13 protein-coding genes are annotated in these 16,709 nt (G+C 57.6%); 9 read left to right on the forward strand and 4 right to left on the reverse strand.

Annotation, left to right across the window (positions count from 1 at the left end; genetic code table 11):
- Positions 1-10: 10 nt before the first annotated feature.
- Genes ABJD00_RS17695 through bchF form a run of 4 tightly spaced genes read right to left on the reverse strand, consistent with a single transcriptional unit; the run spans position 11 to position 6,876 of the window.
- Positions 11-3,571 (reverse strand): magnesium chelatase subunit H, encoded by a 3,561-nt coding sequence (locus ABJD00_RS17695; RefSeq protein ID WP_413836611.1) that lies wholly within the window; start codon positions 3,569-3,571, stop codon positions 11-13.
- The gene (gene bchB / locus ABJD00_RS17700) at positions 3,561-5,096 is read right to left on the reverse strand and encodes a ferredoxin:protochlorophyllide reductase (ATP-dependent) subunit B (protein WP_413836613.1); all 1,536 of its coding nucleotides are present in this window, start codon (positions 5,094-5,096) and stop codon (positions 3,561-3,563) included. The genes ABJD00_RS17695 and bchB overlap by 11 nt, the downstream gene beginning before the upstream one ends.
- A complete protein-coding gene (locus ABJD00_RS17705; protein ID WP_413836615.1) occupies positions 5,093-6,379 on the reverse strand; it encodes a ferredoxin:protochlorophyllide reductase (ATP-dependent) subunit N in 1,287 nt (428 codons plus the stop codon). Before ABJD00_RS17705 ends, bchB begins: the two co-directional genes overlap by 4 nt.
- Entirely contained in the window at positions 6,376-6,876 is a 501-nt protein-coding gene (gene bchF / locus ABJD00_RS17710) for a 2-vinyl bacteriochlorophyllide hydratase (protein ID WP_413836617.1), read from the reverse strand. The genes ABJD00_RS17705 and bchF overlap by 4 nt, the downstream gene beginning before the upstream one ends.
- 311 nt (positions 6,877-7,187) lie before the next feature.
- Here bchF and ABJD00_RS17715 point away from each other — a divergent pair, with 311 nt between their 5' ends.
- The 9 genes from ABJD00_RS17715 (at position 7,188) to ABJD00_RS17755 (ending at position 16,617) form a co-directional block, all read left to right on the forward strand.
- Entirely contained in the window at positions 7,188-7,970 is a 783-nt protein-coding gene (locus ABJD00_RS17715; protein WP_413836619.1) for a B12-binding domain-containing protein, read from the forward strand.
- Positions 7,967-9,385, forward strand: a complete 1,419-nt coding sequence (gene ppsR, locus ABJD00_RS17720) for a transcriptional regulator PpsR (protein ID WP_413836621.1) — start codon at positions 7,967-7,969, stop codon at positions 9,383-9,385. Before ABJD00_RS17715 ends, ppsR begins: the two co-directional genes overlap by 4 nt.
- Positions 9,386-9,447: 62 nt before the next feature.
- Complete coding sequence (gene chlG, locus ABJD00_RS17725) at positions 9,448-10,347, forward strand: chlorophyll synthase ChlG (protein ID WP_413836717.1); 900 nt, start codon at positions 9,448-9,450, stop codon at positions 10,345-10,347.
- On the forward strand, positions 10,344-11,600 hold the full coding sequence (locus ABJD00_RS17730) for an MFS transporter (RefSeq protein ID WP_413836623.1): 1,257 nt from the start codon (positions 10,344-10,346) through the stop codon (positions 11,598-11,600). Before chlG ends, ABJD00_RS17730 begins: the two co-directional genes overlap by 4 nt.
- A 4-nt stretch (positions 11,601-11,604) precedes the next feature.
- Positions 11,605-12,783, forward strand: coding sequence for a geranylgeranyl diphosphate reductase (locus ABJD00_RS17735; RefSeq protein ID WP_413836625.1), 1,179 nt, complete (start codon positions 11,605-11,607; stop codon positions 12,781-12,783).
- The gene (gene idi, locus ABJD00_RS17740; RefSeq protein ID WP_413836627.1) at positions 12,780-13,322 is read left to right on the forward strand and encodes an isopentenyl-diphosphate delta-isomerase; all 543 of its coding nucleotides are present in this window, start codon (positions 12,780-12,782) and stop codon (positions 13,320-13,322) included. Before ABJD00_RS17735 ends, idi begins: the two co-directional genes overlap by 4 nt.
- Entirely contained in the window at positions 13,319-13,948 is a 630-nt protein-coding gene (locus ABJD00_RS17745) for a LysE family translocator (RefSeq protein ID WP_413836629.1), read from the forward strand. Before idi ends, ABJD00_RS17745 begins: the two co-directional genes overlap by 4 nt.
- A gap of 83 nt (positions 13,949-14,031) precedes the next feature.
- Positions 14,032-15,504, forward strand: a complete 1,473-nt coding sequence (gene glpK / locus ABJD00_RS17750; RefSeq protein WP_413836631.1) for a glycerol kinase GlpK — start codon at positions 14,032-14,034, stop codon at positions 15,502-15,504.
- 237 nt (positions 15,505-15,741) lie between these two features.
- Positions 15,742-16,617, forward strand: coding sequence for an MBL fold metallo-hydrolase (locus tag ABJD00_RS17755; protein WP_413836633.1), 876 nt, complete (start codon positions 15,742-15,744; stop codon positions 16,615-16,617).
- Positions 16,618-16,709 lie beyond the last annotated feature (92 nt).

A 16,709-nucleotide genomic window follows, 5' to 3' on the forward strand; every position in this document is an offset into this window, starting at 1 on the left:
GAACAACGGCTCATTCGGCAGCAATCCCTTCAAGTTTGTCTTCCAATGCATCCGCCGCATCCTGCAGGGCTGCCAATGTGTCCGCGTCCGGCGCCCAATAGTTGCGGTCTGAAGCTTCCAGCAGGCGGTTGGCCATGCGGCTGGATGCGGTTGGGTTCAGATTCGCCAGACGCTGGCGCATCTCTTCATCAAGAACGAAGGTCTCGGAAATCCGTTGATAGACCCAGTCATCGACCTGACCCGTCGTCGCAGACCAACCCATTGTATTGGTCACGTGGCTTTCGATCTGGCGAACACCTTCGGCGCCATGCTTGAGCAAGCCTTCAAAGAACTTTGGATTCAGTGCGCGCGACCGGGTTTCCAGCGCCACCTGATCCTTGAGGGTCCGGACCTTGGCCGCGCCGCGTGTCTGATCCCCGATGTAAACGGCCGCATCCGATCCACGGGCGCGTTTCACGGCGCGCGCAATGCCGCCCAGTGTGTCGAAATAGTGATCCACCGAAGTGACACCCAATTCAACCGATTCAAGGTTCTGATAGGCCAGTTCCACATCCGCCAGCGCTTGCTGCAACAGCTTGGGATTGGCAGCAGACTTCCCATCGACGCCGTAAGCAAAGCTTTTGCGGGTCTCATATGCGTCGGCCAGTTCGTCTTCTTCCCCAAAGGCGGAACTGTCGACCAGCTGGTTCACGTTGGACCCGTAGGCGCCTTCGGCATTGGAGAACACACGCAAGGCAGCCGTCTTCAGTTCGCAGCACTGAGTTTCGGCATAGGCAAGCGCGTGCGCTCGGATAAAGTTCTGATCCAGCGGCTCATCGGCTTCAGCACATTTCAATGCAGCCTCAGCCAGCATGTGGCTCTGCAAAGGCAAAAGATCGCGGAAAATGCCTGAGAGTGTCATGATGACGTCGATCCGGGGACGGCCCAATTCTTCGAGTGAGATCAGGTCTGCGCCAGCTAGACGGCCAAAACTGTCGAAACGCGGCGTGCAGCCCATCAATGCAAGCGCTTGGGCGATCGGCCCTCCGTCAGACTTGATGTTGTCGGACCCCCAGAGCACCAGAGCGATCGAGCGGGGCAGGGTGGGGTGTGTTTCAAGCAGCAGTTGCGCCTGTTTCGCACCATCCCGACAGGCATAAGCGGTCGGCATGCGGAACGGATCAAAGGCGTGGATATTGCGCCCGGTTGGCAGGATGTCAGGCGAGCGGATCAAATCGCCACCGGCAACAGGCAAGGTAAACCGCGCATCCAAAGCGTTCATGATACCGGCTAGTTCAGTGTCTTTTTTCAAAAGGGCGTCAGCCCGCGCCCGCGCATCGTTGTCGGCGTGTGCCATGAGATCGAGGTATTCTTCACGCGCAGCATCGCTCAGCGGCTGGCCAACGATGTGCAGCCCATCTGGGATCAGCGCGTCCTCGGTTTCTAGCAGTTTGAGCCATAGTGCCTCGGGGGCAGTCCCGCCCATATCAACCGCATCCGCCTGTTCCGCAATCAGCGTTTCGATATCAGCGCGGGCGGCTTCGTCGTTTGGCATAGCGCGCCAGCGAGTCAGGCTGTCCTTTAGCTCTGCCATGCCCTTGTAGAGACCGGCTGTAGACAACGGAGGAGTGAGGTGTGTGATCGTCACCGCGTTCGAGCGGCGCTTGGCTAGTGAGGCTTCGGACGGGTTGTTGGCCGCATACAAGTAGATATTTGGCATCTCGCCAATCAGGCGATCCGGCCAATCCTGTGCACCCATCCCGGCCTGTTTGCCTGGCATGAACTCCAGCGCCCCGTGCATGCCAAAGTGGAGAACCGCATCCGCGCGATACGTGTCACGCAGCCATTGATAGAAAGTGGTAAATGCATGTGTCGGGGCGAATCCACGCTCAAAAAGCAGGCGCATCGGGTCACCCTCGTAACCGAAAGCAGGTTGCACCCCGACGAACACGTTGCCCATCTCGGCCCCTAGTACAAAGACACCGCGCCCATCCGATTGCGCGCGGCCGGGGGCAGGGCCCCAAACAGCTTCGACTTCCGCCAAATGACGCGAGGTGCGGACAATGGTGTCGGCATCGACATGCGCCGCGACATTCGCCTCTTGCCCGTATTGGGCCGCATTGCCTTGCAGCACTTGCGCGCGCAAGTCGTCGACGGTTGCGGGGACGTCAACGGTGTATCCACGCGCTTTCATCTCGTTCAATGTATTAAAAAGGCTTTCAAAAACAGAAAGATATGCCGCTGTTCCGACCGCTCCGGCATTTGGCGGAAAACCGAAGAGTACGACGGCAATCTTCTTGCCTGCATTTTCTTTACGGCGCAGCTCGCCCAGACGGTGGGTCTTTTCAGCCAGCTTTTCGATCCGCTCGGGGCAGGGCACCATGGCTTTGGCCGCAGCCTGGGGCATGCATCTTTTATTGCACCCATTACACCCCTCAGGGCCCAGGCGGCCGCCAAATACGGTGGGGCAGGCCGCGCCATCAAGTTCCGGCAGGGCCACCAACATTGTCGTCTCGATCGGACCCAAACCGCCGGTGCTGTTCGCCCACTGTCCCAGTGTCTGGAACTCCAGCGCGTGGGCGGCAAGGTAGGGAACATCCAGTTCCGCCAGCATCTGTATAGCAGCGGCATTGTCATTGTAGGCGGGTCCACCCACAAGGCTAAAGCCGGTCAAAGACACAAGAGCATCAAGTTCTCCGCGGAAATACGCATCGACCGCAGGGCGCGCATCCAGACCTCCGGCAAAGGCGGGGAGAACCCGCATGCCCTTGGCCTCGAACGCGCGTATTACGCCGTCGTAATGGGCTGTATCCGCCGACAAAACGTAAGAGCGCAACATGATCAGGCCAATTGTCAGCGTGGCACCGACAGGGCCTGGGATGTCACCGGGATCAGTGGTGATACGTTGGGGCAAATCCGGGTGGTAAAGGCCGGTGTCCGGGTATTCGATGGGGGCGGCGGCCTCTGGCGCCTTGGCCCAAGCCGTGTCTGTCGCATAGCGGTTCAGCAGGAACTGCACCATTGCGCGCACATTGTCGTCTGACCCGCCAAGCCAGTATTGCATGACAAGGAACCAAGCGCGCAGGTCCTGTGCTTTGCCTGGCAGGAACTTGAGGATCTTGGGTAAGCGGCGCAGCATCGCCATCTTTTTTGCGCCGCTCTCGGTTGAGGGCTTGGATGAACCGCGCAGTCGTTTCATCAGCTTGCCCATGGTTGAGGGCGGGGCGGTCATGTCGAGCGTACCCATACGGGTTAATCGGACCACTTCGGCATCGGCAATGACACCAATCATTGCATCACAGTGATCGCGGCGCGCTTGCAGGGCGGGCAAGATTCGCGCCACGTGTTCTTCGAGAAACAAAAGGTTTGCGATGATGATATCGCCGTGGCGCACGGCCTCTTCGGCCGCTTCAAAGGCCTCTGCGCTCTCGCCCCATTCGGCGGCGGCATGAACCTGCAGATCGAGCCCCGGATAGTCCGAGGTCAAGTGTTCCATCGCGCGCATGGCAGGGCCAGCCGCATGGCTGTCCAGCGTGATGATCACCACGCGGTAACCGGGCAAGCGCCCCGTTATGCCAGTCTCATCGCGCATAATGGGCCTTTGCCTCGTAGAGTGTATCGACAGAAATCTGCGCAACGCCTCGTTCGCTTGCGAACGTTTCAGTATTGCGCCGCGCCTTGCCGCGTACAAAGAACGGGATCTTCTTCAATTCACGTTCCGCATCGTCCAACCAGATCACCTCTATGCCTTGCGCAGACTCGGAGGCGGTTTGGGCCGGTGATCCAGCGTTGACGCTGGGTTTTGGTGTGTGGCCGCCATGATGGCTTGGTCCAGCTGCATCATGGAATTCGAAATCGTCCCGGAACATGTGCAGCAGGTGCTCTTCCAGCCCCATGACCAGCGGATGCACCCAAGTGTCAAACAACACATTGGCGCCCTCGATCCCCATCTGTGGGGAATAGCGGGCGGGGAAATCCTGCACGTGTACAGGGGCGGAGATGACGGCACAGGGAATGCCCAGACGCTTGCCAATATGGCGCTCCATCTGGGTGCCAAGGATCATCTCGGGCTGCAAGCTTTCAATGACACGCTCGACTTCAAGGTAGTCGTCCGTGATGGTCGCTTCGATGCCAATTTCTTTGGCTTTGGCGCGGACTGGCCGGGCCATTTCGCGGTTGTAGCAACCTATGCCAACGACTTCGAAGCCCATCTCGTCCTGAGCCACACGGGCAGCGGCAACAACATGGGAGCCGTCACCAAAGATAAACACGCGTTTGCCGGTCAGGTAAGTGGAATCGACCGACTTAGAGTACCAAGGCAGGCGCAGGCGACTGTCATCAAGGTAGGCGTCCTTGCCCGTGATCGCGGCGACTTCCGCCACAAAATCTCGTGTGGCGCCGACGCCGATCGGCACAACTTTGGTGTAAGGCTGGCCGAGTTCCTTTTCCATCCAACGCGCGGCGGATTCTCCGGTTTCAGGATACATCAGTACATTGAAATGTGCGGCTCCCATGCGAGCGATGTCGCTTGGCGAGGATGTCATGGGAGCGACCACATTGACGCTGATGCCCATGTCCGAAAGTAGCGCGGTGACTTCCTGAATGTCGTCGCGATGGCGAAAGCCCAACGCGGTTGGGCCGATCAGGTTTGCGGTCACTTGCGCGGTGCGATCCATGGGTTTGGCGAGCGCCTTGACGATTTGATAGAACGTCTCGTCCGCGCCAAAGTTCTCTTTGCGCTGGTAGCTGGGAAGTTCCAATGCGATGACCGGTACGGGCAGGCCCATAGTTTCAGCCATGCCGCCGGGATCGTCTTGAATCAGTTCGGCCGTGCAGGATGCGCCGACAATGATTGCTTCGGGTTTGAACCGGTCATAGGCATCCTGAGCGGCGGTCTTGAACAGATTGGCTGTGTCGGCTCCAAGATCGCGGGCCTGAAAAGTCGTATAGGTGACGGGCGGGCGCTGATCCCGCCGTTCGATCATAGTGAACAGCAAGTCGGCATATGTATCGCCTTGGGGTGCGTGCAATACATAGTGCAGGCCTTTCATCCCGGTTGCGACTCGCATCGCGCCCACATGGGGCGGGCCTTCATATGTCCAGACGGTCAGCTTCATTCTGTGGCCTCGAGCTTAAGCAGATCCGCTCGCCGGATCGGGCGAGAGAACAGGCCTGCCAGATCGCCCGCCTGCTCGTAGAAATGAACAGGGGTAAAAACGAGTTCGATGGCCCACTTGGTGGCAAGGCCTTCGGCTTCCAGTGGATTGGCGAGGCCAAGACCGCAGACTGTCAAGTCGGGGCGAGCGTCGCGCGCGCGGTCAAGTTGTAGATCGACGTCTTGTCCTTCTGAGATCACGGGTCCTTCGGCGAGCATGTCGAGATCGGGGCCAACAATGCCTTTGTGAATGAACGGTGCACTCACCTCGACTGCTTCCATCCCGCATTCTCGGGTGAGGAATCGAGCCAGCGGTATTTCCAACTGGCTGTCTGGGAAAAAGAACACTGATTTGCCTTGCAAACCTAAGGCGGCTTGCGCAATGGCCTTGCGCGCACGGGCACGCGGGGCGGATGTGACTTGTTCGAACAATTCGAGCGAGACGCCAAATTCAGATGCGATTGCGGCCAACCACTGTGTTGTCCCTTCCTCGCCAAAAGGGAAGGGGGCGGGCAAATGGCGTGCGCCGCGGCGCGTCAGCGCATCATGCGTGTCACCCAGAAACGGTTGAGTCAGCGCATAGATCGTGCCGCTACCGACACCCAAGTCATCCGTTGCGCGGGGGGCAGGCAGTACTTTGATCGGGCCAATCCCCATTGCTTCAAGCAGACCAATGGCTTGTTCTTCGACCACGTCCGGCAAGGCGCCGACCAGCAGTAGCTGGCGCTGATCGTCTTTTGGCAAAACCGGAACCATTGAGGCAAGGCAGGCGTCTTCACCTTGCGTAAATGTCGTTTCGATGCCGGAACCGGAGAAATTCAGAACGCGGACTTTCGGCGCATGAGCTTGCGTCATCCTTTCAGCCGCCTTGGCCAAGTCTAGTTTGATCACTTCCGAAGGACAGGACCCGACAAGGAAAAGTTGCTTGATATCAGGACGGCGGGCCAGCAGTTCGGTGACGACTTTGTCCAATTCGTCCTGCGCATCGGCCAGACCTGCCAGATCGGTTTCTTCTAGAATTGCTGTGCCAAACCGGGGTTCCGCAAAAATCATCACTCCAGCGGCTGACTGGAGTAAGTGAGCACAGGTGCGTGATCCGATGACGAGGAAAAAGGCGTCCTGCATCTTGCGGTGCAGCCAGATGATTCCCGTCAGCCCACAGAAGACTTCACGTTGTCCGCGTTGCTTGAGAATCGGCGTATCGCGGCATCCGCCGGTGGCTGGAAGGCGGGGAATTTCGGTCATGCGGCAGCCTCCGTCAGGGTGTTTGCCTGCAGGCGCGCGGCACGCAGTTTCAGCACGAACTGGACGGCGTTAATGACGTAGGCTGCATAGGCAGCGAGCGCTAATAGCATCAGGGATTGAGGCGCCAGTGCGCCAGAAAAAAGGGCCCAAAGATAGGCTGTGTGCAGTGCGATCACGAAGAAGGAGAACACATCTTCCCAGAAAAAGGCTGGTGCCAGAAGGTATTGACCAAAAACAACTTTTTCCCAGATCGCGCCGGTTACCATGATCACATAAAGCACTGCGGTTTTAAGCACGATGGACCAGGTGGCGATAAGGTACCCCTCGCCCGTCGCCAGATAGCGCAGAACCAGAACCAACGAGATGAGAAAAACCACAAACTGCAAGGGGGCCAAGACCCCTTGAACAGGGGTCCAGATCGTGGCGTCGCGTCGCTTGCGTTCTTCTGGGGTATAGAGCCCGAGTGGCGCGCGCTGTGCTTGAGTGTGCATCGACATGTTGTCGTGCCTTTGGCTTGAATTCATGCTCTCGAAACTACTGGCTTGTGTGGAAAAGTGTCAATTAAAAGTTACACTCTTGATATGTGCAGGAGGTTGCCGTCCATGCCCGGGCAAAAGGCGGGAAATGGTGGAATAATGCTATTTTTATGGGTAAAAACATGCTAGAGGGAAAAACTATTCGGGCTGAGGTGCTGCAAACTGTCAAACAGAGTTGACATTGTGCGTGTCGAGGCAGAGTGTTTTTATGCGTATCCACGACTCTGACGCGCAAGAGTTGTTCATTGCGTTTGAACGGATCGAGGTCATCCATGGCGCAAGACGACACATTTGGCACGAGCGCCGCCCTTGGAGAGGGTGGCACCGGGATTGAGCCGCTGGCCAGTCAGGTGATTTCGGTGCTGTGTGAGCGTCAAACCGTGACAGTTGCGGGTGTGCGCCAGATTGCTCTCGATTATCTTGGGCGTGCGTTGTTGAGCAAATCAGGTTTTGACCCCGCGTGCGTATTGGACGAGTTGCGCGGGTTTAGACTGACCAGTGATGTCATCGTCGATCTTTATATACCGCAAGCGGCTGTTCAGTTGGGCGATCAGTGGATGTGTTCGGATGTTTCCTTTGCCGATGTGACCATTGGCGCGCTGCGCTTGCAATCGCTGTTGGCCGAGGCGTCAAATGGGTTGGTGTGGGCTGGGCAAGCACCGCGCGATGCTCTTGAAGCGCTGATCGTCGTGCCAGAGGGGGAGCAGCACTTTCTGGGTGCCAGCGTCGTTGCAGCACAGCTGCGCCGCGCAGGGTGCGATGTCAGTCTTGCGATTTCCGAAACCGCAGAACAGATCAAAACACGTGTCAGTGTGGACAAGCCTGATATGGTATTAATGTCGTGTGCACGCATAGATGCATTGGCATTGGTCGTCAAAACTGTAAAACAGATACAGGCAGCGGCAGATCCCGTGCCCGTGCTGGCTATTGGTGGGCCGTTGCGCGGAAATCTGGAAGAAATAAGAAAGCAGACAGGCGTCGATCTCGTGACAAATGTAGCGACAGAAGTGGTCGGATTTTGTGCCAAGCGCAAAAGGGCGTTGGGCCTGCAATGAAAACTGGCGGCAGCGATTTCTGGTCAAGCGGCGCCGTGCCGCTGATCGAACCTCAATTTCTAAGCAGTATCATTGCGGCGGCGTCTGACATTGCGCTCGTGGTCTCTGCCGAGGGCACGATTCTGTCGGTGCTGATCAACGCGCAGGATGACAGCTTTGGCAATTTGAACCATTGGGAAGGACGCGCTTTAGTTGATTTCCTGACTGAGGAAAGCATTGAAAAGTTTCAGGCGGCGCATGGCGCATACTTGTCTGGAACTCCGCCCAAAAAGTCGCTTGAGCTGAACCATCTGGACAATGCGACCTGGCAATACCCGGTCCGCTACACGTTCCACCGCTTTGGTCATGAAAACGCTGTATTGCTGTTAGGTCGTGATTTGCGTCCTATTGCTGAAACACAACAGCAACTTGTGCAGGCGCAAATTGCCCTTGAACAGGGCTACGAAGCGCGCCGGGAATTTGACACCCGTTACCGTGTGGTCATGGGTAACGTCGACGATGCTGTTGTGTTCCTTTCCGTTCAGACCGGGCGCATTGAAGACGCAAACGATCATGCCGCGGCTCTTTTGGGTTTAAAAACCGAGACGCTGATGGGGGCGACGTTTGCCAGCCTGTTCTCGGACCGCTCTGGCGCGGAGCTGACAGAAAGCTTGATGAACGCGACTTTGTCCGAGGATGCGGATCCAATTTCGGTGCGTGCCACACGAACCCGCCAAACGATTGAGATTCACCCAACCGTGTTCCGTACAGCTGGACAGCGTGTTCTGATGTGCCGTTTGCGCGGCGAAGACTTTGTGTCTGTACAACCAGATACCTCTGCACGTCACGCCGTTGCGCTCTTTCGGTCAACGACGGATTCAATTGTTTTTATCGATGCACGTGGCACTGTTTTGTCGGTGAATGATGCATTCCTTGATCTGATAGGGGCTGCGCACCTGAGTGATGTCGTCGGGGCTTCGCTCGCCGACTTCATGTCACGTGGACAGATTGATATGGGCGTGCTGCTGGAAAACGCGGCCAAAGCCGGTCAGATGCGTGTGTATGCGACGCGGCTGGTGAATGATCTTGGCGCACGTGTTCCTGTCGAAGTGTCGGCAGCCCGACTTGAAGATCCCGAACACCCTGCCATTGCCCTGATCCTACGCGATGTTAGTCGGCTTGAAGTTGTGCGCAAGGCCGACAGCCCATCGACAAACCTGCCCGATCCTGGCCGGAACGTCATGGATCTGGTTGGATCGGCCTCGCTCAAGGAAATTGTGGCCGAAACCACGGATGTCGTCGAAAAGATGTGCATTGAGACAGCTGTGAACCTTACACGCAACAATCGTGTCGCGGCGGCCGAGATGCTTGGTTTGTCGCGCCAGTCACTATACGTTAAACTGCGCAAATTCGGTCTTCTTAGCAAAGACAGCTGAGCAACCGCGTCAAGCCGACCTGACACTTGCGCCGACTCAAAGTGTCAGCCATAGTTGACACTATGGAAGCCAGCCAGTCCCTGTCTCAGCGCCGCTATCCCGAGCCTGCGGCTGCTCTGCGTTTGATCAAGCCGATCACGTGGTTCCCGCCGATGTGGGCCTATGTCTGCGGTCTCATTGCATCTGGGGCTACGGTGGCGGGGCAATGGCATCTCGTTTTGTTGGGCATTTTGCTGGCTGGTCCGATCGTTTGCGGGATGTCGCAAGCTGCCAATGATTGGTGTGATCGCCATGTGGACGCCATCAACGAACCTGATCGTCCGATCCCGTCGGGGCGTATCCCGGGTCGGTGGGGGCTGTGGATCGCGCTGGCGATGTCGGCCCTCTCTCTTTTTGTCGGTTGGCAACTTGGCCCGTGGGGATTTGGTGCCACCGTTGTCGGGGTGATTGCCGCATGGGTCTATTCGGCAGAGCCCGTGCGCCTCAAACGTTCAGGTTGGTGGGGCCCGGGCCTTGTCGGTCTAAGTTATGAAACCCTGCCTTGGATTACCGGAGCCGCCGTGCTGAGTGCGGGTGCGCCTCGCGCTGAGGTGTTGGTGGTGGCGTTGCTTTATGGGCTTGGCGCACACGGCATAATGACTCTCAATGACTTCAAAGCGCTGGAAGGTGACAAGCAGATGGGCGTGAATTCCCTGCCTGTGACTCTGGGCCCACGCCGAGCTGCGCAGGTTGCCTGCGCGGTGATGGCCATCCCTCAGATGATTGTCATCGCGCTGTTGTTCGTCTGGGATCGGCCTTTGCATGGCGCAGGAGTTGTGGCTGTCCTTGCTATTCAGTTCTGTGCGATGGCAGTGATGTTCAAAGACCCACGTGCCAAGGCCCCTTGGTACAATGGCACAGGGGTTTTGCTTTACGTCTCAGGCATGATGATTGCCGCCTTTGCTCTGAGGGGATTGGGATGAGCGAGGGTTGGGGGACATTGGCACGCCTGTGTCTGGTGAACGCCGCGATTGGTGGTCTTGCTGCTTTACCTGTGAACTTGTTCAATCGGTTGATGACGGTCGAACTGGCCTTGCCTGCGTTGCTGCCCGGTCTCTTGGTTGCCCTGCATTATGGTGTACAACTCACGCGACCCATGTGGGGGCATAGGTCTGATGCAAAAGGTGGTCGAACACCCTTTATCCTAGGCGGAATGACTGTTGTTGGTGCGGGTGTTCTGGGTGCGGCCTGGGGTATTGGAGTGGCCGAAGCATCTGTAACCACCGCACTTGCCATCTGGGTCGTCTCTTATGCCGCGATTGGCCTCGGAGTCGGGGCTGCGGGTACGTCGTTCCTGGCCCTTTTGGCCAGCGCATCTGGCCCGCGCAAAGGTGGTGTGGCCACGTTGGCATGGCTTTTCCTGATAGCGGGTGCCATCGCGGCCTCGATCGGAACCGGTATCGCACTTGAACCCTATAGCCCTGAACGCCTCGTCAATGTGGTCGCGGTCGTTGTCTTCATCGCGGTGCTTCTCTGCGTTCTTGCTACGTGGCGTGTTGAACGCGATGCGACCTATGCACCATCGGCAACTGATAAGCCTCTCAGGGAGGCGCTGCGCGCCACATGGGATGATCCTATCGCACGCCGTTTTACAGGCTTTGTCTTTCTGTCGATCCTCGCCTTTTACCTGTCTGAACTGATTTTCGAACCCTTTGCGGGTCATGTCCACGGGCTCAGCCCCGAAGATAGCACCAAGCTGTCGGGAGGCAAGGATGGTGCGGCGCTAATGGGGATGATCGGTGCAGGTATTATGTCGCATTTTGGACGTGGGACTTTGCGGTTCTGGGCTGTGGTCGGGTGTGTCCTGTCTGCCGCTGGTCTTTTGGGATTGGGCGCGGGGCTACCGCTGACGCCAAGCACGGTTGTTTTGGGTTTGGGCAATGGTCTGTTCGTTGTTGGTGCCGTTGGATCCATGATGCAACTTGCGGCCGCACACGCCCGTGCCACGGGCACCCGGATGGGTGTGTTTGGTGCTGCACAAGCCGTCGCCGCCGGCTTGGCCGGTCTGGTTGCCACAGGCATGCTTGATCTGAGCCGCATGATATTACCGGACGCTGCCGCCTATGGCGTCGTCTTCACACTCGAAGCAGCCCTGTTCCTTGTCGCAGCCATCGTGGCCGCGCGGGTGATGCAGGCGCCACAAATGAATGATGCAACCTTGGTTCCGGGGGAATGATCTGATGCATGACGTTGTTGTAGTGGGTGGAGGTCCGTCCGGGGCCACTGCGGCCGAAGATCTGGTACGCTCGGGTCACTCCGTCGCCCTTCTGGACCGCGAGGGAAGGATCAAGCCGTGTGGTGGAGCCATCCCTCCGCGGCTGATGCAGGATTTTCACATTGCCGAAGACCAGTTGCTGACCAAAGTCACAACGGCCCGCATGATTTCTCCCACGGGTCGCCATGTCGATATCCCCATTGAAAACGGCTTTGTCGGCATGGTGGATCGAAAGGACTTTGACCCCTTCCTGCGTGAACGTGCAGCTGAAGCGGGTGCCGAGTATTTTACCGGCACCTTTGTGCGGATCGAGCGGCCCGAGGGCTCACCTGTCGTCATTTACCGCGACAAGGCCACGCAGGAAGAACGCAAGTTGCCCTGCAAACTGGTGATCGGGGCGGATGGCGCCAAATCCCGCGTCGGTCTGGCCGAGGTCAAGGATGCCGACAAGGTCCCCCTGGTCTTTGCCTATCACGAGATCATCAAGGCACCGCCGAAGACGGAAGTCTATGATCCGGTTCGTTGTGACGTGATCTATGACGGTGCGATTTCTCCGGATTTCTACGGCTGGGTGTTCCCGCATGGAGACAGTGCCAGTGTGGGCATGGGCTCTGAGCAGTCCTCGGTTGATCTGAAAAAAGCGACGGCGGCTTTGCGTACGGCGTCTGGCCTTGATCACTGCGAAACCCTGCGCCGCGAAGGCGCGCCCATCCCGCTCAAGCCGCTGGATTGTTGGGACAACGGCAAAGACGTGGTGTTGGCCGGAGATGCCGCAGGTGTCGTTGCCCCGTCTTCGGGCGAGGGCATTTACTATGCGATGGTTGGGGGCCGGGTGGCGGCTACGGCTTGTGCGGCGACGCTGGCCTCGGGTCGCGTCAAGGATCTGAAACTGGCCCGCAAACTTTTTATGCGCGAGCACAAGATGGTGTTCCGGGTTCTCGCATCGATGCAGAACGCGTACTATCGCAGCGACAACCGGCGCGAACGCTTTGTATCCCTGTGTCATGATGTCGACGTGCAACGCCTGACCTTTGAGGCGTATATGAACAAGAAACTGGTGCGCGCCCGTCCCATGGCCCACCTGAAAATTGGTATCAAGAACATGGCCCACCTGACCGGCCTCGTTAAGGCAAACCACGTATGAGCATAATGATCCCTGCATGGGTCGATGGAACATTGACCCCGGTCGAAAAGCTGGATGCGCACAAGCGCGGTCTGCGTCACAAGGCCGTATCGGTGTTTGTGGTACGCGGCACCGAAGTTCTGATGCAGCAACGCGCGATGGGCAAGTATCACACGCCCGGTCTGTGGGCGAACACGTGCTGTACCCATCCTGACTGGGAAGAGGCACCATCTGTCTGCGCCGTGCGTCGTCTTGAGGAAGAGCTTGGCATCACGGGCCTGCCACTCGAACATCGTCACCATTTGGAATACCGCGCTGATGTTGGAAACGGCTTGATCGAACATGAAGTGGTCGATGTCTATCTGGGCCGCGGCACGGACAGTTTGGTGGTTGCACCCAACCCCGAAGAAGTCATGGCGATTGAGTGGATGGATTACTACGACTTGATAGCCTTGGTGCGTCGTCAGCCGGATCGGTTTACGCCATGGCTGCGAATTTACCTCGCAGATCATGCGGACACGATCTTTGGCGCTGATTTGGCGCAGGCTGCGCGGGTGTGAGCGTAGAAACCTATCTGCTTTACCTGGCCGCCGTCGCGGTCTTTTTCGCCACGCCACCCGATACAAGCCAATTTCTTATTGTCTCCAATGCTATGAAACACGGGCTGAGACGGAGCCTTTGGGTTATCTGTGGGGACCTGAGCGCAAACGTTTTGCAGATGACAGCAGCGGCCTTTGGCCTCGCGGCGATCATCGCAACGTCGGCGCAAGCCTTTGGGTGGATCAAGTGGATCGGAGTTGCATACCTCGCTTGGATTGGGGTGCAGCTCGTAATTCCGCGCGGAGCGCAGGGGCCAGAACAGGCGATACCTGAACCGCGCCGAACCGGACTGTTCCGTATGGGTTTCGTCACATCGATGACAAACCCATATGCCGTGGTCTTCTTTGCTGCCCTCTTTCCACAGTTCATCGACCCTAACGCTTCTATTCTGCCACAGTTGGTGATCCTTGGGATCACCTATCTGATTGTGGACGGGGTGACGCTTGTGCTGTGGGGATGGGCTGGGGCCCGCGTGGCCGTTCGGCTCAAGAACATGTCTCTGACAGTCATAAACCGGATCAGCGGAGGCCTCATGATTGGTGCGGCTGTCCTTTTGGGCTTCAAGGATATCGCGCCGGAACGGTAACTCTGGCGATTGATGCAGCCCGTTGCATGTCCTAAACCTGTCCAGACTTTTGCACGGCGCAACTGAACCAAGGACTAATGGACATGACTCACATTCTGGCAATCGATCAGGGCACAACATCCTCGCGGGCCATTGTGTTTGGGCCAGACATGACCCCAGTTGCCAGCGCGCAGCAGGAGTTTCCCCAGCACTTCCCCGCCAGTGGGTGGGTGGAACACGACCCAAGCGACCTGTGGGCCACCGTGCAATCCACGTGCAAAGAAGTGATGGAAACGACTGGGCTTGGTCCGTCTGACATTGCCGCCATCGGCATCACCAACCAACGCGAAACGACGGTCATCTGGGACGCGGAAACAGGCGAGCCACTACACAATGCCATTGTATGGCAGGATCGACGCACCGCACAGATGTGTGAAACCCTGCGCGGCCAAGGGCACGGAGATCGCGTGACGGCGATCACCGGACTGCTGTTGGACCCCTATTTTTCGGCGACCAAAGTCAAATGGATTCTGGATCAACACGACGGATCAAGAGAGAAAGCCGCAGCAGGCAAGTTGCTGTTTGGAACAGTCGACAGTTTTCTGATCTGGCACATGACCGGGGGCCGCGCCCACGTCACTGACGCCACAAATGCTGCACGCACCATGCTATATGACATTCACAAAGGCGCATGGAGCGCCGAGATGTGCACTATGTTGGACATCCCCAAGCAGATGCTGCCTGAGGTCCGCGACTGTGCCTCTGACTTTGGAATAACTGATATCCTTGGCGGTGAAACGCCCATTTACGGCGTGGCCGGCGATCAACAGGCGGCGACCATCGGGCAGGCCTGCTTTGAACCGGGCATGTTGAAATCGACCTATGGCACGGGGTGCTTTGCATTGCTCAACACAGGGTCTGCTCCTGTGACGTCCAACAACCGCTTGCTGACTACGGTTGCCTATCAGCTGGACAGTACGCCGACCTATGCGCTTGAAGGGTCCATCTTTATTGCAGGCGCGGTCGTCCAATGGCTGCGGGATGGGCTTGGCATCATCGGATCCGCATCAGAAACCCAAGGGCTGGCCGAGCAAGGCCGAGGTGATGTCACACTGGTGCCTGCCTTTACAGGTCTGGGCGCACCATATTGGAATCCGGACTGTCGAGGTGCGGTCTACGGGCTTACTCGTGACACGGGGCCAGCCGACATGGCGCGTGCTGCACTGGAAAGCATTGGCTTTCAAACGCGGGACTTGTGGGAGGCGATGCGCGCCGACTGGCCGGATGGAGACGCAGCCGTTTTGCGCGTCGACGGTGGTTTGAGTGCGAACAATTGGGCAATGCAGTTTCTATCAGACATGTTGGGCGCACCGGTGGACCGGCCTCAAGGTCTGGAAACCACAGCGCTCGGTGCTGCTTGGTTGGCTGGCATGCGAGCGGGTGTTTATCCGGATGCGGCCGGTTTTGCAGCAACTTGGGCACGCGAAGCCCGGTTTGAACCCGCTTTGGCAGAGGCAGAGCGAGAAGAGGCTTACGCGCGTTGGCAACGCGCAGTCGCTGCTACTCAAGCCGTATAGTCGCATCGCTTGGGGTTGTCGCGTGGCCTTCTGCTGCTTGTAATGCGGATTATGTGAAATAATACGAGTGGTATGAACACCCGTGGTGTTTGATCTCATGTCCGGACACGCAGGCGCCGCAGCAAAAGACTTGTCCCACATGTTGCGCCCTGCCACAGTCGGGCAACGAACGCTGATCTTGTGCGAGAGATCCCAATGCGAGAGCCGGGCGCAGTGCACAAATACAGGGAGCCAAGCATGACACCTGACATGACCAAAACACCAACTGTTACTCCGTTCTTCGACAATCGGTCCAACACCATTTCATATGTGGTGCAGGAGCCTGACGGGCCCGGATGTGCCGTGATCGATGCAGTGATGGACATCGATTATGCAGCAGGAAAGCTCAACTTTGATGGTGCCGATGCCATTATTGAACACATCAAAGCAAATAAACTCAGGCTCGACTGGATCATTGAAACGCATGTCCATGCCGATCACCTTTCCGGCGCGCCCTACATTCAGGAGGCACTGGGCGGCAAAATCGGCATCGGGTCCAAAATTACTGAAATCCAAGATACCTTCGGCAAAGTGTTTAACGAGGGCACAGAATTTCAGCGCGATGGTTCGCAATTTGATGCGCTTTTCAAGGACAACGACACTTATTCAATAGGGGCAATGACGTGTTTTGCGATGCACACGCCCGGGCATACACCTGCCTGCATGGTCCATGTGATGGGCGATGCAGCTTTTGTCGGGGACACGTTGTTCATGCCGGATGGCGGCTCAGCCCGCGCGGATTTTCCCGGTGGTGATGCGGGCGAGTTGTATGACAGCATCATGCGTGTGCTGGCGCTGCCCGACGAGATGCGTTTGTTTATCTGCCATGATTACGGCCCCGGTGGACGGGCGATTGCGTGGGAAACAACCGTTGCCGAAGAGCGGGACAAGAACATCCATGTTGGTGGCGGCAAAACGCGCGAGGATTTCATCAAGTTCCGTACAGAGCGGGACGCGCAACTCGCTATGCCTTCGTTGATCATCCCGGCCCTACAGGTCAACATGCGGGCTGGCGAAATACCGCGCGATACTGAGGGTGACATGGCCTTGAAGGTGCCTTTGGGCAAACTTTAGATAGTTCTTTGATAATCTCAAAGAATCTGGCGCGAACAATCCGGTCGCTACAGGCATGCCCTTGCCAATGAGGCTTGATAGCTCAACACTCA

The organism is Tateyamaria sp. (assembly GCF_039945315.1).
GTDB lineage: Bacteria > Pseudomonadota > Alphaproteobacteria > Rhodobacterales > Rhodobacteraceae > Tateyamaria.